Source organism: Pseudobacter sp. (genome assembly GCF_051955275.1).
Taxonomy (GTDB): Bacteria; Bacteroidota; Bacteroidia; order Chitinophagales; family Chitinophagaceae; genus Pseudobacter.
In genome coordinates, this window is the sequence record NZ_JBQCGW010000093.1 from 1 (window position 1) to 21,551 (window position 21,551).

Annotated in this window: 18 protein-coding genes; 6 read left to right on the forward strand and 12 right to left on the reverse strand. The window is 48.0% G+C overall.

What is annotated here, in order from left to right:
- From ACTHMC_RS07860 to ACTHMC_RS07885, 6 genes are all read left to right on the forward strand, one after another.
- On the forward strand, window positions 1-444 hold a 444-nt coding region (locus tag ACTHMC_RS07860; protein ID WP_440412347.1), incomplete at its 5' end, for an RNA polymerase sigma factor.
- A gap of 50 nt (window positions 445-494) precedes the next feature.
- Window positions 495-1,673 (forward strand): FecR domain-containing protein, encoded by a 1,179-nt coding sequence (locus ACTHMC_RS07865; protein ID WP_440412349.1) that lies wholly within the window; start codon window positions 495-497, stop codon window positions 1,671-1,673.
- A gap of 306 nt (window positions 1,674-1,979) precedes the next feature.
- Complete coding sequence (locus ACTHMC_RS07870; RefSeq protein WP_440412351.1) at window positions 1,980-5,645, forward strand: SusC/RagA family TonB-linked outer membrane protein; 3,666 nt, start codon at window positions 1,980-1,982, stop codon at window positions 5,643-5,645.
- 18 nt (window positions 5,646-5,663) lie between these two features.
- Window positions 5,664-7,112 carry a RagB/SusD family nutrient uptake outer membrane protein gene (locus ACTHMC_RS07875; RefSeq protein ID WP_440412353.1) on the forward strand — a complete coding sequence of 483 codons (1,449 nt, stop codon included), beginning with the start codon at window positions 5,664-5,666 and terminating at the stop codon, window positions 7,110-7,112.
- Window positions 7,113-7,199: 87 nt separating this feature from the next.
- Window positions 7,200-8,312, forward strand: a complete 1,113-nt coding sequence (locus tag ACTHMC_RS07880; RefSeq protein ID WP_440412355.1) for a redoxin domain-containing protein — start codon at window positions 7,200-7,202, stop codon at window positions 8,310-8,312.
- Between the two features lie 23 nt (window positions 8,313-8,335).
- Complete coding sequence (locus tag ACTHMC_RS07885) at window positions 8,336-9,736, forward strand: thioredoxin family protein (RefSeq protein ID WP_440412357.1); 1,401 nt, start codon at window positions 8,336-8,338, stop codon at window positions 9,734-9,736.
- 19 nt (window positions 9,737-9,755) lie between these two features.
- On the opposite strand, the gene ACTHMC_RS07890 is transcribed toward ACTHMC_RS07885, so the two are convergent.
- From ACTHMC_RS07890 to ACTHMC_RS07945, 12 genes are all read right to left on the reverse strand, one after another.
- Window positions 9,756-10,178, reverse strand: coding sequence for a response regulator (locus tag ACTHMC_RS07890; protein ID WP_440412359.1), 423 nt, complete (start codon window positions 10,176-10,178; stop codon window positions 9,756-9,758).
- A 4-nt stretch (window positions 10,179-10,182) separates the two neighbouring features.
- Complete coding sequence (locus ACTHMC_RS07895) at window positions 10,183-11,823, reverse strand: ATP-binding protein (protein WP_440412361.1); 1,641 nt, start codon at window positions 11,821-11,823, stop codon at window positions 10,183-10,185.
- 2 nt (window positions 11,824-11,825) lie between these two features.
- On the reverse strand, window positions 11,826-12,842 hold the full coding sequence (locus ACTHMC_RS07900) for a SpoIIE family protein phosphatase (protein ID WP_440412363.1): 1,017 nt from the start codon (window positions 12,840-12,842) through the stop codon (window positions 11,826-11,828).
- Window positions 12,835-13,251, reverse strand: a complete 417-nt coding sequence (locus ACTHMC_RS07905) for an anti-sigma regulatory factor (RefSeq protein ID WP_440412365.1) — start codon at window positions 13,249-13,251, stop codon at window positions 12,835-12,837. The genes ACTHMC_RS07900 and ACTHMC_RS07905 overlap by 8 nt, the downstream gene beginning before the upstream one ends.
- Entirely contained in the window at window positions 13,229-13,630 is a 402-nt protein-coding gene (locus ACTHMC_RS07910; protein WP_440412367.1) for an STAS domain-containing protein, read from the reverse strand. The genes ACTHMC_RS07905 and ACTHMC_RS07910 overlap by 23 nt, the downstream gene beginning before the upstream one ends.
- A 3-nt stretch (window positions 13,631-13,633) precedes the next feature.
- Window positions 13,634-14,503: an STAS domain-containing protein gene (locus tag ACTHMC_RS07915; protein ID WP_440412369.1), complete on the reverse strand. Its 870-nt coding sequence runs from the start codon at window positions 14,501-14,503 to the stop codon at window positions 13,634-13,636.
- 218 nt (window positions 14,504-14,721) lie between these two features.
- Window positions 14,722-15,615, reverse strand: a complete 894-nt coding sequence (locus ACTHMC_RS07920) for a glycosyltransferase family 2 protein (RefSeq protein ID WP_440412371.1) — start codon at window positions 15,613-15,615, stop codon at window positions 14,722-14,724.
- Window positions 15,612-16,739 carry a CapA family protein gene (locus ACTHMC_RS07925; protein ID WP_440412373.1) on the reverse strand — a complete coding sequence of 376 codons (1,128 nt, stop codon included), beginning with the start codon at window positions 16,737-16,739 and terminating at the stop codon, window positions 15,612-15,614. Before ACTHMC_RS07925 ends, ACTHMC_RS07920 begins: the two co-directional genes overlap by 4 nt.
- 2 nt (window positions 16,740-16,741) lie before the next feature.
- A complete protein-coding gene (locus ACTHMC_RS07930; protein ID WP_440412375.1) occupies window positions 16,742-18,121 on the reverse strand; it encodes a hypothetical protein in 1,380 nt (459 codons plus the stop codon).
- Window positions 18,118-19,443: a lipopolysaccharide biosynthesis protein gene (locus tag ACTHMC_RS07935; RefSeq protein WP_440412377.1), complete on the reverse strand. Its 1,326-nt coding sequence runs from the start codon at window positions 19,441-19,443 to the stop codon at window positions 18,118-18,120. The genes ACTHMC_RS07930 and ACTHMC_RS07935 overlap by 4 nt, the downstream gene beginning before the upstream one ends.
- Window positions 19,444-19,554: 111 nt before the next feature.
- Window positions 19,555-20,352 carry a methyltransferase, TIGR04325 family gene (locus tag ACTHMC_RS07940; RefSeq protein ID WP_440412379.1) on the reverse strand — a complete coding sequence of 266 codons (798 nt, stop codon included), beginning with the start codon at window positions 20,350-20,352 and terminating at the stop codon, window positions 19,555-19,557.
- Between the two features lie 80 nt (window positions 20,353-20,432).
- A partial coding sequence (locus tag ACTHMC_RS07945; RefSeq protein ID WP_440412381.1) for an AI-2E family transporter occupies window positions 20,433-21,551 on the reverse strand: 1,119 nt, incomplete at its 5' end.

Genomic DNA, 21,551 nt, shown 5'->3' on the forward strand with positions numbered 1-21,551 from the left:
ATCCTGCAGAACCTGTTCGTAAAAGTATGGGAGAACAGGGAATCACTGCAATCAGTGGAACAGCTCAAGCCCTATCTCTACCGCATGGCAAAAAATATGCTGCTCAATCATCTCCGCAGGGTCAACACTGAACGTTCAGTGCTGCAAATGCGCAGTACCACTGCATCTGCAGCGGAAGACAATGTTGCCGATCATATAGATTCAAAAGATTACCGCAATCTTTTGCAACAGGCCATTTCACAGCTCACAGATAAAAGAAAAGAGATTTTCCTGATGAGAATGGAAGAGAATCTTTCACTGGATGAAATTGCCCATAAACTTTCCATTTCAAAAAATGTGGTGAAGAAGCAACTCTACTCCGCCATTGCCAGTATCAGGGACCATATCAACAAACAGGGCGGCCTCTCAGCCGGCCTGCTGATGCTGCTCGTAAAGATTTTATAATTTTTTTCAGGCAAAGGGGTCCTTTCCCGCCACATGCGTGTCATAATGATATGGACCAACCAAACCAAAGCGGCTTCTTCAACAGATTCATTGAAGGTTCCTTCACAGAAAGTGAACATGATGAATTTGTAAAATGGGTTCAGCAGGCAGACAGGGCCGAGCTGGAACGCGCCTGGGACCTGTTCTCCGGAATAGAGGCCGGCAATGAGGACCATGAAACACCGCCCGCTTCTTTCCGCGAAGCGCTGGAACGCAGGTTGGACCAGGTGGAAAGACCAGCACGCATCTCCCGCACCTGGTGGTATGCAGCAGCCTCCGTACTGGCGGTAGCTGGCATCTCCGTATATTTCCTCATCAACAGACAACCGGAAAGCAACACTATACCCCCCATCGCGAAAGTTGAATCAACTACTGCTGACAATAACAGCAACAAGGCCATCCTCACTTTATCCAATGGCCGGCAGATCAGTCTCGATGATATCCCTCCCGGCCAGCTGGCCCAGGAGAACGGAGTGATCATTCAGAAAGACAGTAACGGCCAGTTACAATACTCCATCAGCAACAAAGACCAGGCAAATGATGCCAACACATTCAACACCATCAGTACACCCAGGGGAAGGCAATACCAGGTAAATCTGCCAGACGGATCCACCGTTTGGCTGAATGCCGCATCAAGCCTTCATTTCCCGGTCAACTTCACAGGCCCGCAGAGAAAAGTAGTTGTTACAGGAGAGGCATTCTTTGCTGTAAAACAGAATAAAGACCAGCCTTTCATTGTACAGTCGGGCCAGCAGGAACTGGAAGTACTCGGCACCTCTTTCAACCTTAATGCCTATGCTGCTGACATCACCACTTCACTGGTTGATGGCAGCGTGAAAGTGATCAATACTTACTCAAAGGAACAGGTATTGCTCAAGCCCGGAAGACAGACCATAACCGGCCAGGGAGAAATAGCCGTTACCGGCTTTGACCCTGACATTGTACTGGGCTGGCGAAATGGTTTGTTCACCTACAACAAGGCGCCACTCACCGCTGTGATGGCTGATTTTGAAAGATGGTACGATGTGGAAGTGGAATATGCAGGCAAGGTGCCCGACTTCGATTTCAAAGGCCAGATCCCCAGGAAATTCACCATCGGGCAATTCCTGGATGTAATGAGCAATTATCCCGTGCATTTCAAAATGGAAACCGTCAACAACAGGCAGAAGCTTGTTGTGAGCGCTCCATAAACTTATACCCTCTCATAACAGCAACTGCCATTCACCAGCAGACCGGATCCTCATTTGTTAACCTCAAAAAATTCCAACTCAACCAATGAAAGCAGACTTCACCTGATTTCAACATCACAAAAAATGAAGCCGGAAAGTGATGCAAGCACTCCCCGGCCTCGTTTGAGCACCATCCGCCTGCCTTTCAGGAGGCGAAACAGACTGTTATATCATTTAGTAACTCAAACTGACGCTAATTTAATGAAAATTACTGCGATTGCCGCTCCTGTGCCCATCCGGGAACGGCTACTAAAACTAATGCTGGTTATGAAGCTGGTAACTATTTTTCTGATCACAGGGCTGATGCATGCAAGCGCCAATACCCTGGCACAGAAAGTGACCCTGTCCGCAAAGGACCAACCACTGGAGAAACTGCTGCTTGATATCAAAAAGCAAACAGGGCTTCTGTTATTCTATAACGTGCAGGATATTGCCGGCAGACAGGCCAGCCTGGAAGTCAACAATATGCCCGTTGAAGAAGCTTTGACGTTATGCCTGAAAGACCTCCCCCTCACCTTCAAAAGAGTGGAGAATACCATCGTGCTTTCCCGGAAGATCAGCTTCCTGCAATTGAATATAATGGAACCCGATGACCGCATTCTGGTGAAAGGGCGTGTTACAGACGAAAACGGAAAATTCCTGCAGGGAGCGTCCGTAGAGGCTTTCATGGGAAAAGAAAAACAGGCCGGAACAGTTACGGACGCACTCGGATATTTTTCATTGCCTAATGTGAACGAAAAAGCACAGATCCGTATTTCCTTCACCGGCTACAAACCGTTCCAACTCAAAGCCAACAGGGATTGCGGCACCATTACCCTCACAGTGGAGATCAATGAACTCAATATAGTGAACGTGGTAGTGAACACAGGCTACCAGTCCATTTCCAGAGAACGCAGCGCAGGCTCCTATGCTAAACCGGATATGAAAGTGGTGGCAGAACGCTCTACTTCCATGAATATCCTGCAACGCCTCGATGGACAAGTGCCAGGCCTTACCATCAATAACGCCAGCCAGAGCCGCAACCCCATCTCTATACGCGGCCTCACTACCATCGGTATCCTCACGGGCCAGGAAGCAACCGGCACCAACAGGAACCCGCTCTATGTAGTGGACGGTATTGCCATCGATGACCTGAGCTCCATCAATCCGCAGGACGTTGCAGATATTACTGTTCTGAAAGACGCCACCGCCGCCTCCATCTGGGGCTCACGCGCCGCCAACGGCGTGATTGTGATCACTTCCAAAAAAGGAACGCAGGGTGATAAACTGAAAGTACAGTATGATGGCTTCATCAACCTGCAAGGCAAGCCCGATCTGGATTACACACCAGTCCTCAGCAGCCGCCAGTTCATTGAGACCGCCAAAGAGCTGTTCAACCCGGCTCTCTATCCATGGGCTACTGTAAGCGCCTTCACCAATACAGGCGGCTCAGGTATTGCACCGCATGAAATGATCCTTTACAACCAGTACCGTGGCATCATCAGCAATGAGCAGGCAAACAAAAGTTTAGACAGCCTGGCATCCATTAATAATTTACAGCAGATCGAAGATCTCTGGTACCGCAATGCTTCGCTGATGAACCATACCGTTTCACTCTCAGCGGGCGGAAAAGCCTATGCGCTATATGGCTCCCTGGCCTACACCAACACGGTATCACCCAGGCCCGGAGAAAAAAACAATACCTACAAGATCAACCTGCGGCAGGATTTCAATTTCACAAACTGGTTCCAGGCTTACCTGATCACCGACCTGACCAATACCATCAGTTCCGGCAAGCGGAATATCTCCGTTGACAACAGGTTCTATCCCTACCAGCTTTTCCAGGATGCCAATGGCAATAACCTGAATATCCCTTACCTGGGCATACTCGCAGACTCTACCAGGTTGGATTATGAAAAGAGAAGCCGGATCAATCTCAACTACAATCCACTGGATGAATTCAATTACGGATATACAAAGAATGATAACCTTTTCAATCGGATCACGGCCGGCTTCAGGATCAATCTGCCGAAGGGATTCCGTTTTGAAGGCGTGTACGGTTATGTAAAAGGAGCCAACCGCAGAACCAGTTATGAGGATGCAAAGAGTTACCTGGTAAGATCAGAACTGGCCAGCTTTACAGTGGCTCCAACCGCCGCTTCCACACCTGTTTATTATCTCCCCACTACAGGTGGCAGGTATTCGGTGAGCAATGTGAACCAGCGCAACTGGACCGTCCGCAATCAGCTTATTTATGATATGGCCTGGGACAGCCGCAGGCACCAGGTAACACTGCTGGCAGGACAGGAAGCACAATCACAACTCATGATAAGCAACGGAAGCATGATACGTGGCTATAACGAAGACCTTCAGACCTTCGGCCAGATAGATTACGCCACGCTCACAGGGTCTGCAGGCCTGACAAATACCGTGATGCCCAACAATATCGGCAGAAGCGTACTGCCGATAGCACCCGGGCCATTTTTACAAACCGAACTGGAATCAAGATACACTTCATACTACGCAAACGGCGCTTATACATTCAACCGTAAGTATACCGTGAATGGCAGCTGGAGAGTTGACAAGAGCAACCTTTTCGGTCTCGATAAATCCGCCCAGAATAAACCTGTATGGAGCGTGGGCGCCAAATGGATGCTGAGCGATGAACAGTTCATGAAAACATCATTCTGGATCAATCGCCTCGCACTCCGCGCCACCTATGGTATAACCGGGAATTCTCCTGCTCCCGGCACAGCCTCCAGCTATGATATCATGATCAACCAGAACAGTGGCTTCCTCCCCGGCGGCAACGGCTTCAGGATAGCAACAGCCGCCAACCCCAAACTCACCTGGGAAAGTACCCATACCCTGAACCTTGGCTTCGACGCCGCATTGTTCAACAACAGAGTCAATGCTTCGGTTGATGTATACCGTAAGGTCACCAATGATCTCCTCGGAAGCCTCACCGTGAACCCCTTCACCGGTTATGCTTCTATTATCGGTAATTATGGCGATATGGAGAACAAGGGCATCGAAGTGAGCCTTAACACCATCAATATCCAGACCAGCGATTTCAGCTGGAACACCACCCTGGTACTGGGCTACAACAAGAACACCATTACAAAACTCAATAATCCGCTGACCATTACCACCGGTGACCAGCAGGTAGGCGCTTCATTCGTTCCGGGCTATTCCGCCTTTTCACTCTTTGCATACCGGTTCGCAGGACTTGATAATATGGGCGATCCGCAGATCATGCTCAATGATAAGAGCATCACCAAACTGCCCAATGTTTCCAAACCGGAAGACATTGTGTACATGGGCACTATCCAGCCTGTATGGAGTGGCGGTTTCACAAACACTTTCCGTTACAAAGGCCTGTCACTGACCGCCAATATCATTTATAATCTGGGACATGTAATGAGAAGGGATGTTGGCCCCAACTACTTCCTGGGCGGAGGCTATGCCGGCAGGATGATCAATCATGGCAATGTACTTAGCCTCAGTGAAAATTCAGGATTTTACGCGCAGATACACCCTGATTTTCTCAATCGCTGGAGAACGGCCGGGGATGAGGCTTTCACCAATGTACCATCCTATGTGTCCAATGAGTCTGAAAGTTATACACGCAGGGATGTCAGGTATTATAAGAACGGAGACCTCAATGTGGAAAGCGCCTCCTTCATCAAACTCCGCGATATCACACTTAGTTACAGTCTTCCCAGGAACCTGATCAGCAGGTTGCGGACAGACCTGATCAGTTTCCGTGTGCAGGTTTCCAATATCATGCTCTGGAAGGCCAACAAGAGCGGCATAGATCCGGAGTTTCACAGTTTAGCCAATGGCAGCAGGGTGCCTTCAACGCCATACACTACGGATCCCGGAATAAATACCCAGGCTTACCGTTTCGGACAGGGAACCATAACATTCGGCATGCATGTGAACTTTCAATAATTATTCAAAGCAGTATTCATGAAGAAGCGTAACTATTCAATCATATATCTCGCAGCGCTTGCACTGCTGTTGCCAGCGGCAAGCTCCTGCAAAAAAAGTTTCCTGGAAATCATACCAAAAGGGAAACTCATTGCCAGGGCCACCAGCGATTACGAAAAATCACTGGTGGTACTGGATGTAGTGAATATAGGCACGGATGCACAAATGGTGATGGGTGATGAAGTGGCCGCTATAGAGCCCCATTTTTCCGGATCCACTTTACGCACCCAAAGATTGTTCAAATGGGAAGATGTGATCTATCAGCAAGGACAGGACCCCATAGAAATGGCCGTTCCCATGCAGAACATTTATCTCTTTAATAAAGTGATCAATGAAGTGATGGCGTCTACCGGTGGCACCGATGCAGAAAAAAAGACACTGGTGGCGCAGGCTAAAACCGGCAGGGCCTGGACCTATTTCCTGCTCATCAATTATTATGGGAAACCTTACCTGGCTTCCACGGCAGCCAGTGATCCCGGTTTTCCCATCATCAAAGAGGCAGATGTAACGAAGAATACCTTCACACGTGCTTCCGTTCAGGAAGTGTATGACTTCATCATCGATGATCTCACTACAGCAATACCTGATCTGCCTTCACAGATCACACACCGCATGCGTTTGTCTAAAGCAGCAGGCGAAGCCATACTTGGAAAAGTATTCCTGTTCATGGGCCGCGTGAACGATGCCCTGCCAAGACTGAACAACGCCTTTACCGATATGTCCAATGCATCCATTGCTGTTGGCCTGTATGATTACAATGTACGTTTCGGAACTGGCGGCAGCTTTCTGCCCATTGGTCTTTTCGGGCCCACCTACCCTACCACTGTCAACAACGAGGAGAACATCCTCGCCAAACAGGCCAGTTATCCATGGGGCTTCACCAGTAATGAGATCGTGCTGAAGCCCGCCACCCTGGCCCTTTACGCAGCCGATGATGCCAGGCTGAACTGGTTCACCGGAACCGCTTATCCCAGCGGCAATTACCCAAATGGATTGAAAAGAAGAAGAGGCCCCAACACCGCGCAGATCGGTATGACGGTACCCGATCTCTACCTGCTGCGCGCCGAAACAAAAGCAAGAAGTAACGATCTTACCGGCGCCAGAGCCGATCTGGAAGCACTCCGCGCAAAGAGAATGCCTGCAGCAAGTGCGCCCATTGCAGATGCCATCGCTTCCGATAAAAATGCACTGATCCGTTTTATCCTGGAAGAGCGCATCCGCGAATTCTCCGTAATGGGTTACCGGTGGTTCGACATGCGCCGGCTTTCAGTTGACCCGGACTTCAGCAATACCATCAGCAATACGCATACCCTGTACAATGCAGATGGCACTGTAGCCTCCACCTGGAACCTCAAACCCGAAAGGCTGACGCTCCGCTTTGCGCAGAAGACCATCGACCTCAACCCGGGCATGCCCAATAACCCATAGTATAACAGTATAGTATAATCGAATATTAATTCTCTTCACCCGCTGGTTGCCTGTATAAGGCAGGCAACCAGCTAATTATTTCAACAAATGAAAAACAGCATCTTAGTATGCCTGATGGCCCTGTCTGCCATCATGGCCCAGGCCCAGCAGAAATTCACCATCAAAGGAAAGCTAAGTAAGCTCTCCTATCCCGCAAAGATCTACCTGAACTATGGTAAAGGCGAGACCCGGATCCAGGACTCAGTAGCGCTTACCAATGGAAATTTCCAGTTCAAAGGCGATGTACCCTATCCCGTGAAAGCCTCGCTCTCACTTAAACAGAACGATGGCTACTCGGATATGTTCAGCACAGACGAGCAAAGCCTTTTCCTGGATAAAGGCAATATCACAATTAATGGATCAGGAAAGATCAAAACCGCTACTATCAAAGGCGGAAAGGCACAGGCCGATTATCTCCGGCTTCAATCCCAGCTGAAACCATTGCAGGATAAAATGACGCCGCTCAGTTTAAAAATGCGTGACTATTTCAAAGAGAACAATATGAAGGCGCGCGATTCCCTTTTCCCCTTTCTCGCTGCCATCCGGAAGGACATGACCACTACGGAAACCGAATTCATCAAAAACAATCCCGCGTCCTACGTTACGCTCAGTATGATGAAAGATCGTTCCGTAATGATCAACCTCCCCACCTTCGAACCGCTGTACAATAACCTGAGCCCGGACATGAAAGCTACTGCAGACGGCAAAAGAATGGCAGAGAAACTGGCCATTGCAAAAAGACTGGCGCCCGGACAACCCTTCATCAATTTCACATTGAACGATACAGAGGACAAGCCCCGGACGCTGGACGCTTTCAAAGGGAAATATTTACTGCTGGATTTCTGGGCAAGTTGGTGCGGCCCCTGCCGTGCAGAGAATCCACATGTGCTCAAAGCATACCAGCAGTTCAAAGACAAGAACTTTGATGTAGTGGCCGTGTCGCTAGACGTAAAGAAAGATGCGTGGGTAAAAGCCATCAAAGAAGACGGCATGCCCTGGACGCAACTCAGCGATCTCAAAGGTTTCAAGAGCCCGGTAGTGCTGGAATATGGCATCGAAGCCATTCCGCAGAATTTTCTGCTCGATCCCCAGGGTCGCATCATTGCGCAGAACCTGCGCGGTGAGGAATTGTCTAAAAGACTTGCAGAGATCCTTCGTTAATTCACTCAATCATCAACTGTTTTATGTTTTTAAACATCACAAAAAAGATCAGTGTATTGCTTGCCGGCAGCTTTATGCTGCTGAATAGCTCCTATGCTCAGTCATCAACCACCGGCGTTCAGTTCAGCCATGGCAGCTGGAATGAAATCCTTGAACTGGCCAAACGTGAGAACAAAGCCATCTTCATCGATGTATATACGGAATGGTGCGGGCCTTGCAAGAAAATGGCCGCCGAGATCTTCCCGCAACAGAAAGTAGGCGAAGTATTCAATGCTAATTTCATCAACTACAAGATCGACGCGGAGAAAGGAGAAGGCATACACCTGGCTGCAAAATATGAAGCACGTGCCTTCCCCACCTACCTGTTCATCAACAACCAGGGAGAACTGGTCTATCGAACCACAGGCTACATGCAGGCAGAGGCTTTCATCAAAGAGGCTGGAATAGCCATTGCAGAAAAGAACGATCCGAAGCCACTGGTAAAATGGTCGGACGAATACAATGCAGGTAACCGCAACAAAGATTTTCTGCTGGGTTATCTTAAAAAAAGACAGGCAACTGAACTGCCTTCCGCTGCACTCACCGATGAAGTGTTTGCTAAACTGAATCAGCAAGACCTCCAGCAGAAGGAAACCTGGAGCCGCCTGCTCACCACTTCCGTATCCACGCAATTCACACCGGGAGGAGCTTTGTACAAATACCTGGTAAAACATCATAAAAGAATCGATAGCATTACCGGGTCCAGAGCGGGCAGCCTGTACATTCTTCAGTTCGGCATGAACAACTATGTGCTCAAAACCATCGTGCCCAACAAAAAGGAAACAGAACTGGCCATCGCAGAAAGTTCTATGAAGGAAACTTCCAGACTGTTGAACAGTGCTGACTCTGCAGCCACCTGGCGCAAGATCCGTTTCGACTACTACTCTAAGAATTTTGACCCTGCAAAATTCACGGCAGCCGCTACAGCTTATGCGGAACAGGGCATCTGTAAACGTGACCCCTGGAAAATGATCGAAGCCAATAAGGCTGCATTTGATAAATACATGAAGCCCTACCTGTCAGGCAAATCAGATTCCACCACTGTACAGAACTGGGAGATGATGAAAAGCATCATGCGCACGGGAGATGCGGTTAATTGGTCATATCAGTTGCGGGACGTGGCGGAAGCGGTGTATATGAATGATGCCGATAAAGCCATGCTGCAGCGCGGGCTGGACTGGGCAAAGAAAGCGAGGGATGTTTTCTCACACTTCTCTACGGAAGCGGTGTATGCAGGATTGCTGTTCAAAAATGAGAAGAAGGAAGAAGCGATCAGAATATTTGAAGCGGTGTCGGCAAAAGTGCCGTCTATAAAAGCCAGCCTGTTTGCAGACAATACAGCTGCACTCAGATCAGGCAAAACGCCGAAGAGCCTCTGGAAATAAGAATAACCGGAAGCGGGCTTTAATGCCCGCTTCCTTTACCTCTCAGCTTGCAAAAGCCAAGGAATATTTTAGCGGTCTCGATCGTATCCTGATAGGTAACAGGTTTGGTGATATAAGAATGCGCACCCAGTCCCATGCATTTTTCCTTTTCAAAAGGATTGAGGGAAGTGGAATAAATGATCACGGGTATTTTATTGAAGCGCTTGTCTTCTTTCAGTAATCCCAGCGCCTGTGTGCCATTCATCATGGGCATATTCAGGTCCATTACAATCAGGCAGGGAAGCTGCGTATCGGTATAATGGCCGTTCAGCAGATTAAGGGCTTCCGGCCCGGTTACTGCAAAATCCATCACATCTGCAGCACCGATGGTTTCCATCACATCTTTGAGGATCACATGGTCCTCCCTGTCATCATCGATCACCAGTATCTTGCAAGTTTTCATACAATTAATTGTTATTGTCCTTTACCGGCAAGGAAACGAAAAAGGTGGCGCCATCCCCTTCAGTACTGGTGGCCCAGATCCGTCCCTTATGCACTTCTACGATTTTATGGCAGATTGCCAGGCCCAGTCCAGTTCCCTTGTATTGTTCCTGCGTATGCAGTCGCTGAAAAAGCGTGAACATCTTGGGAAGATATTCCGGATTGAAACCAATGCCATTGTCTTTGAAAGCAATTTCAATACTGTTATCAAGATTCTGATAGCTGATATCTATCACAGGTGTTTCAGAGGCCTTGCTGTATTTGAGTGAATTGCCGATAAGGTTTTCAAATAATTGCAGGATCATCCTTCCATCGCCATATACCGGCCCGGAAAAGGGCTGAATATGCAATTCCGCTTTCTTTTCGCGGATGGGGATCTCAAGGCTCTGGCGTACTTCCAGTGCGATCTTGTTGAGGTCCACCTGTTGCCATTGTAATTTTTCTTTATTGATCTGAGAGAATACAAGCAGGTCCTGGATCAGGTTGCGCATGCGGTTGGAAGCTGACTGCATTTTAACCAGGCATTCCACCGCTTTTTCATCCAGCGAATTTTTGTACTTGTTGAGGAGATAATCCCCGTAGAATAAGATCTTCCGGATAGGTTCCTGCAAGTCATGACTCGCCACAAAAGCAAACTGCGAAAGTTCATAGTTGCTGCGGTTCAGTTCGGACACTATCCCTTCCAGCTCCAGTTGCTTTTCCTTCAGTTCCTGCTGCGTCTGCTTCAGCTCGATATTATCCTGCAGGGTTTCTTCAAATACTTTCTGTGCATGTATATCCACTATGAAACCAGTCCAGTACAGCAGTTCACCATGCTCATTATAGAAAGGAGTCAGTGAAAGCTGGTGCCAGAGAAACTCTCCGGCACTGTTCTTCAGCCTTGCCTGTGTTCGTATGGTTGTTGCCCCTCTTGTGATATCATTCTTGAAGATCACAGAAAAGAAATCATAATCATCTGGGTGTACAACGGGCCGCCATTTGTTCCTGTTCAGTACTTCGTTTTTCAGGCCGGTGTATTTTGAAAGCCACTCATTGGCATAAATCAGTTCTCCCTCCAGGTTGAGTGTAAAGATGATCAAAGGAAGTGAGTTGGTAAGAATTCTGTACTGGTCCTCGCTTTTACGGATCCGTTCGGAAAGTTCCTGCAATTGTTCGTTCTTTCTTTTCAGTTCTTCGTATGGAGAGATGGGAGGTTCGTTGCGGAAGAGATTCCTCCACTCATCGATCTTCAGCGTGTCTATTCTGAATGCAGGAGATACGGAATAGAATAACTCCACGGCGGTATTAGCCCCTTCGATGGAAATATTGAATTTACTTACAAGCCTTTTCGCATACTCAAAACCGTTAATGTTCCTGTTTTCCGCTGCCGGATAGCCTTTCAGACAGGCTACGATATAACGGTTGCGTTGGTCTGCATCAACACTGAGGATCAGGCTGCCGTTCTTACCGGACTCGATGATATTGCGGCTTACTTCAGAAACAGCAGTAGCAAAAGTGGTTTGAGCGGAAAGGGTCAATCCTGCCAGTTCAGCCAGCCTCATGGATCGCTTATGCGCCAGAATGAGATCCATTTCATTTTCCAGAGTTACCCTTGCCAGTTCGTGCATGATCAGATATTTATTTTACAGGCCAGTACGGAACTATCATCGGTAAAGCGTCCGAAGTCCTTGATTAATACAGCGCATAGTACAGAAAGGTCATACCGCCAGATGCCAGGATATTTCAATATATCCAGCTTGGATTTCAAACCATCGCTGGCCATTACCAGCACCTGCCCGTTCTCATGGTTCATGAATTGCGGATTCAATGACCTGGGTACATTCAACCCGATGATCCCATTGTAAGGCATATTGTTCCTGGCAGTTCCATTACCAATGAATCTGCTGGAAATATTCCCCACTCCACAGATCTGCCATTTGCCCAGCTTCCAGTCGTAAACAGCCACAGTTCCCACCAACCCCCTCGTTTTCTTTACTGCCACATTCATTTCCCGGAGAATTTCCACTACATCAGAGCTTGCACACTGCAAAAATGCTTCCCCGGCTTTTACAACGGCTTTTGCTGCTTCCACTCCATGTCCCAGTCCATCTCCAATCAAAAGTTTCAGGTAACTGGAACTGTTTTTATGAAACGCCCCATCCCCACATTCCATTTCTCCGGGCTTGGGCAGTACTACGGACCTTACTTCAGCTTTAAGCGGTTTGGCAAATGCCGGCTTTGGAGTTTTGTAAAACCTGATCAGCATCACCGTTCCCCAGTCTTTCATGGAATACACCTGTAAAAAATCCGAGAGTCTTTTGATGGATCCCAGGCCATGCCCCAGGGTGTTGCGTGTACTGACGCCATCGTTCATCATGCGGTTCACGTCCGTCATTCCCGGGCCGTTATCTACGCTGATGAGTTCAAGTACTTCCACCCCATCCACCTGTTGGATAGCTACCCAAATTTCACCACCACCCGCGTGCTTTACAAGATTGCTGACTACTTCAGACACCACGATATCGAGCTCTCCTATCTTCTTTTCATTGAATCCTGCAGCCACTGCCAGTTGATGTATCTCCTTTTTCAGAATGGCAAAATAGCTTCTGTCATTCGCCTTAAACACTACATGTGTTCTGTTAGCCATTCTTCCATTTTATAATTGAAACGATGGTGCCTTCACCCACTACGCTCTTGATATCGAATTCATTCACCAGTCTTTTTGTGCCGGGTAAACCAATACCCAGGCTTTTGCCGGATGAATAACCATCCTTCATGGCCAGTGCGATATCACTGATGCCCGGGCCTTTATCTGTAAACGTGAGCCTGATTCCATTGTCCCTTCCCTTGCTCACCACTTCAATCAACACCATACCACCACCTCCATATTTCAGCATATTACGCACCAGTTCACTGGCAGCAGTGATCACTTTGGTCTGGTTCACCAGGCTCATTCCGATCCTCACGGCATATTCCTTTACCCTGTTTCGAAAAGGAACCACATCCTGTTCTTTTTCAATCCTCATGGTGTCCTTATTCAACACTATGTTCATCATCTTCTTCTATTTCGTCATCATATAACAGGATTTTGTTTTTCAGCAACTCCATACCTTTTTCCACGTTCAAAGCCGTATGCACACCTTTCAGTTCCAGGCCCAGTTCAATCAGGGTTATAGCTACTGCAGGCTGCATGCCTACCACCACAGTTTCAGCATCCATGATCTTGCTCATGCTGCCGATATTGCCGAGAATACGGCCCATGAAGGAATCCACGATCGATAATGCGGAGATATCGATCAGTACGCCCCTGGCGCCTGTTTTATTTACCATCTGAACCAGGTTGGTCTCCAGGTTGGTGGCCAGCCTGTCATACAAATCGATCTGGATGGTCACTAATAAAAACTTGCCCATCCTTAGAATAGGTATCTGATCCATAACTTAAGCAACCGGTTTTTCTTTCACGGATTTTTTTACTTCCAGTTTCAGCATGGCGAATGCATACCTGAGCGCCGCTGCCAGTGAAGCTTTGGTTACAACACTGGAAAGATCGATGCCCAGATGCACTACCGTCTGTGCTATTTCAGGGCGGATACCGCTGATGATGCATTCTGCGCCCATCAGTTTGGTAGCGGCCACTGTTTTGATCAGGTGTTGCGCCACCAGTGAATCCACTGCAGGTACACCGGAGATATCGAGAATGGCAATGCTGCTGCCGCTTTGCACGATCTCCTGAAGCAGGTTCTCCATCACCACCTGTGTACGGGAGCTATCGAGCGTTCCAATGATCGGCAGCGCAAGGATACCGTCCCATACACGGATTACGGGAGTGGAAATTTCCGTGATCTCGTCCGTCTGACGCAGGATCACTTCTTCCCTGCCCTTGATAAAGGTTTCAAAAGTCACCACACCAAGACTGTCCATCATCTTGTTGAGATTCAGGATGGCCTGGATCAGAAACTGCGGATCTTCTTTCATTTCCTCCTGTAATAATTGCTGCAGGGCTTCTTTCAGACTGAAAACATAGATCCCGGTTTCACGCGGGCTGTATCCCTGTCTGGCCCGGGAAATGGAAATACCGGACAGGATCTCACGCACTTTTTCAAATTCATCAGCTTCTGCAGCATCCCCCATATTTTTATCGGAGATCACATTGAGCAGTTCGGTCAGCAACTCGTCGGATTGCTCCCGCAGTTCTTCATTGCTCATCAGGTCTTCGCGAAGCGAGGCATCGGCCAGTTGTTTGGTCATCCATATTTCCAGGATCTGTTTCTTCTTTTTCTGAAGTACTTTGGAAATGTCCGTCTTCATAAATTGTAAGTGTTTTTGGGATTTTATCAGCGTAACTGTGTTTCAGCGCCTGGCATATTTTTTAAAGCTGATAGTACAGGCAGGATGCCATTGAAAATATCAGTCCACAATTTGAAATAACGGAAAATGCACAATCTGTAGCGGATTGTAAGCAAAACGGGTATTTTATGCCCCAAGCCGGGGAGAGAGAATATTAGAATATTTTTTATTGGATAAATCTACCAACGGCTTAGTCCCCTCAATAATTTCCTCATTTTGCCTTTCAGAGAGAGATATTTGTACAGGTGTTTCCCCACCAATCTTCTTGCATCAAGTGATTCTTCGATAGGAATATCAGGAATGATCACACGTTCCATATTGAGGTCCACGTGGTATGTATCTTCTTCCCCCTGATGCGTTCCGCTACCATCACCACCGATATTGCGTACCAGCGAATGTGTTGGGTAGAGTGTGAGTTTATTATGGATATATGCGGAAGCCAGCCAGCGTACAGCCCAGGAATTGATCTTTCCCCGGATCTGCTGCTCCAGCATCTGTGTATATGGATAATTTCCATCCATATCGAAATAGTAGAGTAGTTTCCTTTTCCTGAGCTCCCGCATCAGGTATTCTCCGTCCGCATTGAAAAGCTTCCAGCCCCTGGCCCAGGTGGCCCATCCCCAGCAGTCAGCCCCCCGCAGGAAGAAAACAGGTTCGTGGTATTTTATATCGACAGTGTAACCGTGAATAGAGATCACTTCCTGCCGGTGCTCATATTTCTCCAGGCCATCGTTCATGAACTGCAGGAAATACGGGCTGAGCACCAGGTCATCTTCCAGCACAATCACTTTTCCATATCGGTTAACCATATCCGTTACCCCACGGATGATACTGGCAGCCAGTCCCAGGTTACGATCACTTTTGATGATGGTTACTTTTTTGAAACCGGTGATTTCTGCCGCAAAGCGGCGTACCTGCTCAACTGCCGCAGCATGCGTGGCATGTGCAGGCCCATCCGAATAAATGTACAATTCAGATTCAGCAGCCAGCACATTCTTTTGCAGGGAGGCAACCGCCTTCCTGGTATGTTCCGGTCTGTTATATACAAACAATGCTATGGGAGCAGGTGTCATTGACGTAGTTTTTCCTCCAGGGCTTTTTCCACCAGCCACCGGTGGCTTTCTATACGGATATTATGCAGGAGGAGCTCATGGTTCACCCCCGCTTTTTTTGCAAACAAAAGGCGCTTCACAAATCTTTTGATGGATTCTGTAAGGCTCACCGTTTCATTGATGCCCTGCAGGGCGATATTGTAATAGTTCCTGTAATAGCTGTCCCACAATTGTAATGCCGCGCTGCGCAGCGCTGTACTGTAGGCCGGCTCCTCCAGTAAAGTATTCAGCTGTACCAGGTATTGCTGAAAAGCCGCATCATTGCTCAGGTGTAACTGACTGCCCTTTCTTTCCAGCGCAAGTACTTTCACATTTACCAGGCTGGCGTCTTCATATTCCAGCGACACGGCCTGCCCCTTGTTCCAGAGCGGATGATCGCTTGCTGCATCGAAGTAGAAATTACCCAGGCTATAAAAAACGGGCTTGCCCATATAAGTCTCCCACCCCTGCGGCACATGCGGATGCGAAGCGATCACGGCATCAGCGCCTGCGCGGATCAGGCTCCGGTATCTTTCCCGCCATTCCGGTAGTGGAATTTCCATTTCTTCCACACCCGCATGACACTGTACCAGCAATACATCCACCCTTTTTTTAGCCTCCATCACAGATGCATCCACAGAAGGATGGTTGATCCAGGCATACCCCGCGCTCTGCTGGTGGTTCAGCGTGATGGCCCCGAACTCTGCTTCGCAGTACGAGAGAAACCCCAGCTTTAAACCATTCACCTCCATTTGCTTCAATGCGTAAGCCTCACCGGCATTACGCCCCGCACCTACACAGAGTGAGTTTTTGAATGACTGAACCGTTGCATCCAGCGCTTCAGCGCCATAATCGAAAATATGATTGTTGGCAAGATTGATCAGATTGAATCCCGCAGATTCCGCCAGGGAAGCGGCTTCCGGGTGTTGATGCAGGTGCGGACCCGCCTTGCGGATGGGAGCGCCGGATCCTTTCAGGGGTGCTTCAAAGTTGATGGCCCTTACAGCATGCTCTTTCAATAAAGCCGACAGGCCGGGTGACAGCCAATCCTGCCCCGGCAATTGGTGCACAACCAGATCTCCCCCGAAGAAGGCTTTCCATCGCATGATCAGGCTTTGTTTCTTTTGGTGAGCAATGTTTCAAGCGGCTTCAGCGTGATATAGGCATTGTAAGCCCTGAGCTTTTCATCACGCACGCCCATCCTGCGCAGCAGGCCGCCTACCTTTGGATAGTAGGTCATTTTATCCAGCCAGTCGCGCAGGTTACTGGTCGGCAAAATATGTTTATTTATCCATTCCACATATTGAGGGTTGATAAGCTCCCGCAGCAGCTGCTGATCCAGCGGCTTCAGCGGAACCTGGTACAACGCCCTTCTGTCGAGCGAATTCTTTTTGGTATAGTTCAGTCCGAGCGATTCCACATCCAGCCCTTTCTTCCTGAAATAATCCACCTGCCAGGCCCTGCCCTGCCTTCTTTCTGCCGGCAGGTTGAGCATACCCAGCGCAATATCGCTGGTCAGGAAGGGCGTCCAGCTACGGAACCCGATCTGATCCGGCACCCGCATCAGGTAACAGAGCAGGATGATCTTGAAACGCATGGATTCCACCACACGCATCGCAGGGTCTTCCAGCTTCTTCCTGTTCTGCTCAAAGTATTGTTGCAACAGTTCATGCCTGGATCCCAGCAGACTCTGTGCAGGATCAGCATTCAGCGCATGCGAATAGCCCAGTCGCAGTACATCGGATGGTTCATTGATAGCAGGAATATTCACGCTGCCCGCCCACGCATCGCCGATGATGCCGCTCAGCAACGGTGTACCAACGGTTTCCTGCTGCAGGATCTTATGATAGAACTCCATATGGTACATGCCATGGGCATGTGTGGAGATGCCAAAAAGCTGGTCCCAGTCATTGAAGTAATGATGGAAATCTCCCAGGGGGATCTGCTTCCACCTTGTGCCCAGCACTTCCGCGATCTTGCTGGCAAAGACCACTTCATAGGAATCTGTCTGCCGCGATGATACGCCGTAAGTATAACTGCGGATGCGATCCCTGTCCGCGATCATTTCATTCAGTATCCTGGAATCATAACCGCCACTGGTGGGGATCACGATATTTCCCGTGGTGGATCTCTCCCATTGCTGAATACTGCTGCGCAAGAGATCCAGCACATCTTCTTCACGGGTTGTTTTACCCAGTATGGATTCAACCGGATCATTCCCGTATACCACTTTCACTTTTCCATTCTCTGTGGTAAGAGCGGAAGAATGCCGCAGGAATTTCACGCCTTTCAACGGAGTCTGCTCAAACACAGAATATCCGAAACCCAGGTAATTGGACAGCCCTTCAGGGTGAAACTCCAGGTTACGGAAATCGATCACATCATTGATATTCCGGCTGACCTTTCCTGTTACTTCATTGTAGAAGCAGGGATCGGAAGCCAGCCAGTCCGTTTGAAAACTCGTGATATTTTCTATAGGGTTGATCATCCGGTAATATTTGGTTCGCTCCTCAAACGGTGCTTCAGGCTGGTATTGATCACCAGGTAATACAGTGCCAGGTAGGTAAGCTGTATCACCAGGTATACAAGCGCTGCGCCATATACCCCCCAGCTGCTGATGAAATAAGAGCTGATCAGCAGGCCCACGCCCAGTGTGATCACACCTGTTACCAGGCTCCACTGCGTCTTTTCCATATAAATGAAATAGTTTCCGTAGATGGTAGCGATACTGTTAACGGTCTGCGCTATCAACAGGATGGGAAGGATGTACACTGTCTGCCAGTAATCAGCAGAGATCACGCCAATTTTCAGAGCAACTATAAACCCTGCTACAATCAGTATGCTGATACCTGCCAGACCAAGCCCGATACGGATCATCAGCTTATTGGTCTGAGCGATATTTCTCCTCAGGTCTTTTTCCTTCAGGAATTTCGGCAGCCATACGTTCTGTACGCTCTGCACGATCATCATCAGGAGATTGGCCAGCGAAAAGGCCAGGTAGTAACTGCTCAGGTCCCTGGGCGTTCCATATTTTTCGAGGAAGAACTTATCACTGTTATTGCTGCTGGCCGCCCAGATAGCCGAGATCATAATGGGCAGCCCCAGTTTGAGGGAGTTGCCGATCAACTTCCAGTCGATCTTCGGCAGCATCTCCCTGAAATAGAAATAGAAGACACCCAGCATCACGGCAATCTCTGCAAAATAAGTATATGTCAACCGTACTTTCACGGAATCTGTACGGAATAAAAAGAGACAGGTAAGTACCACTGCATGCACTACCAGCAGGCGCACCAGGTTATAGTTCCTGAATAATTTGATCCTTTCACTGATCACAAAAAAGTTAGTGAGGATTACGGTGTATACGGTGGTGACCAGCGCCATCAGTAGCGGCCAGCGGTAATGCTGATAGTTACTGTTCTTACTGAAGAGAAAACTGATCAATGCTTCATCCTTGTTAAGCAGGTACAAAGGAACCAGTACCATCAGCATAAGTACCGTAACGGAAAAGAAAATATTGAAGAGCACAGTCTTTCTTCTTTCATCCGTCTGGGCATCCGAATAATATTTGCTCTGGGCAACGTAGAGACCGAAGTTGAGGATCACAGACAATGTCTGAACAATGGAAAGAAAATAATTATAAATCCCATACTCCTCCTGCGTCATCAGCCTAAGGTAAACAGGAAGCAGCAGGATATTGGAGGCACGTACCAATATATCAACAATCAAAACAATGGACAGCCTTTTCAAAAAGACGTTATTCCTGTATTGATCCAGCCATTTAGTAAATAGTCCACCTGAGATGTTCTTCATCAATTCGGGTATTGTAGGCTGACTGATGTCATAGCTCAAAGGTTAGTGGGTAGTATGGAACAGACCGCAAATTAATGAAATAAAAGCGTGTGAAGCTCAAGATCAGCAATTTCAGGCGGGAATCCTGGCCATTGAAGCGAATAAGCCACGATAATTTATCCTCCTGCCATCAAGCACCAAAGAGTTCTGGTCATGGTGCTCACTGATGATATTATACCGTTGACTGATCAATTGTTTAACGCTGGCATAGTTCAGAAACCAGGCTGGGTAAGAGGCTGTATAGATCTCAGGACGGACAGTCTGGACCGTAATCCGGTCCCTGTCTTCATAATTGAAGTAATTGTTATCGATGAAAAGATAAGGGATGTTATATGAAAGCAGCTTATCAAGCAGCTCATATGGTTTTTCAATATAGGGTAATAAACCCGCCAGCAGCAAAAAGTCCGGAGGGCCGTTCTTTTCAATACACTCATCGATGGAATAGAAAAAATTGAGTCTGCCGTCAGCGATCTTTTCGATGCCGGTTTTTACGAAGCCTTCCTGTTCAATGATATTCCATTTCAAATTCAGATGAGAAGTGAATTTCCTGTTCTGAAAATAAGAGGTGCCCAGGGATCCGCCGAAATCAAGCACATTGAGATGGTTATTATTCAGAGAGGCCACATATAACAGTGCGGACACCATGGGCCATGAATATTGCATTTCGTCGAAAATCACAGAATCCCGTTCGTAAACCGCCTCGCCATTTTTTACTTTCAGTGTTGCAGCTTCCACTTTCTTAAAAATGGAATCCGAATCATATCCTGTTGAATGTTGCTGTGCCTCCTTCCAGCTGGCAAAATCCCCTGCCCACATGTCGTTACTAACGATCCGGCGTATCATGATCTTCAATAATTCTTTCAAAGGCATTTCGAGCATTATTAAACAAAAAATAAATGGCCCAATTTAAAACAAAATGTTGATTCATCCATATGAGACAAGTGCTGCTATCATTTCTTAAGGCTCAGCTTCTGTTTGGTACCGGGATTACCTTCATCGCCCAGCAACCTGCCCCAGGGCTCCAGTCCCTCTACCCTGTCGAATATGATCTTAAGAATGGCGATGGCGGGAATAGACAGGAACATTCCTGCAATGCCGCAAAGCAGTCCGCCGATCACCACCCCGATGATGGTCATCAGCGCGTTCAGCTTCACTTTGGAGCCAACGATATTTGGCATGATGATATTATTATCTATGAACTGAACCACCAGTATCACCACCAGCACCCAGATAGCATCGTTCAGCTCGGTGGAGGTAGTGAGCGTAATGAGGATACAGAAGATGGAAGCGATCAGCATCCCGATATACGGCAGGATATTCAGCACCGCTGTGAACACAGCCAGGAAGATGGCATACTTGATACCGATGATAAGGAATCCAACAGAATTGATCACGGCAACGATGAGCATCTCTATGATCAGCCCGAACATATAGGCCTGAATTACCACCCTCGATTCCTGGATCACTTCCGCCACCCTTTTCTTAGGCACATTACTGAATACATCGATGAGAAATTGTTTGATCAACCCACGGTAATACAGCAACAGGAAAGTATAAATGGGCAACAACGTGATCAGCACTACCATATTCATGAGGGAATCAAAAACACCTCCGAGTGCGCCGCCACCTGACTCCTGAAGCTTTGTCTGCATCTTCTGCACCAGGTCGGTCTGCTCCTTTTTGGACAGGTTGAATTGAGCCCGCACCCAATCCTGCAGATGAGATAACTGCAGGTCGATCCCTTTTTTGATCTGGTCAGTATCATTGAGGAAGGCGGCTATCTGCGATGAAAGAAAATAAAAAATGCCGCCCACGAAAACCACCGTCAGCACCAGTGCGATAACGATCGCAAGCACTTTCGGTACTTTTCTCTTTTCCAGGAACTGACAGACCGGGATCAGGAGAATGGCAATGAGGGTGGCCAGGGAAAGTGGCACCACCAGGTCCTGGCCCAGCACAATAATAGCCGACAACAGGGCCAGCATCAGCAGGATCATGGTAAATCGGAAATAAAAGGGCTGTTGAGTTCCGGGCATGGTTGATTGATTTACAGTATCTGCCATAAAAAC

Coding starts and splice junctions, on each gene's coding strand:
- ACTHMC_RS07890 (WP_440412359.1), bottom strand. CDS start 10,178: ATGAAAACTTGCAAGATACTGGTGATCGATGATGACAGGGAGGACCAT.
- ACTHMC_RS07900 (WP_440412363.1), bottom strand. CDS start 12,842: ATGGCTAACAGAACACATGTAGTGTTTAAGGCGAATGACAGAAGCTAT.
- ACTHMC_RS07870 (WP_440412351.1), top strand. CDS start 1,980: ATGAAGCTGGTAACTATTTTTCTGATCACAGGGCTGATGCATGCAAGC.
- ACTHMC_RS07865 (WP_440412349.1), top strand. CDS start 495: ATGGACCAACCAAACCAAAGCGGCTTCTTCAACAGATTCATTGAAGGT.
- ACTHMC_RS07910 (WP_440412367.1), bottom strand. CDS start 13,630: ATGGATCAGATACCTATTCTAAGGATGGGCAAGTTTTTATTAGTGACC.
- ACTHMC_RS07935 (WP_440412377.1), bottom strand. CDS start 19,443: ATGAAGAACATCTCAGGTGGACTATTTACTAAATGGCTGGATCAATAC.
- ACTHMC_RS07885 (WP_440412357.1), top strand. CDS start 8,336: ATGTTTTTAAACATCACAAAAAAGATCAGTGTATTGCTTGCCGGCAGC.
- ACTHMC_RS07875 (WP_440412353.1), top strand. CDS start 5,664: ATGAAGAAGCGTAACTATTCAATCATATATCTCGCAGCGCTTGCACTG.
- ACTHMC_RS07895 (WP_440412361.1), bottom strand. CDS start 11,823: ATGCACGAACTGGCAAGGGTAACTCTGGAAAATGAAATGGATCTCATT.
- ACTHMC_RS07930 (WP_440412375.1), bottom strand. CDS start 18,121: ATGATCAACCCTATAGAAAATATCACGAGTTTTCAAACGGACTGGCTG.
- ACTHMC_RS07915 (WP_440412369.1), bottom strand. CDS start 14,503: ATGAAGACGGACATTTCCAAAGTACTTCAGAAAAAGAAGAAACAGATC.
- ACTHMC_RS07905 (WP_440412365.1), bottom strand. CDS start 13,251: ATGATGAACATAGTGTTGAATAAGGACACCATGAGGATTGAAAAAGAA.
- ACTHMC_RS07920 (WP_440412371.1), bottom strand. CDS start 15,615: ATGACACCTGCTCCCATAGCATTGTTTGTATATAACAGACCGGAACAT.
- ACTHMC_RS07880 (WP_440412355.1), top strand. CDS start 7,200: ATGAAAAACAGCATCTTAGTATGCCTGATGGCCCTGTCTGCCATCATG.
- ACTHMC_RS07925 (WP_440412373.1), bottom strand. CDS start 16,739: ATGCGATGGAAAGCCTTCTTCGGGGGAGATCTGGTTGTGCACCAATTG.
- ACTHMC_RS07940 (WP_440412379.1), bottom strand. CDS start 20,352: ATGCCTTTGAAAGAATTATTGAAGATCATGATACGCCGGATCGTTAGT.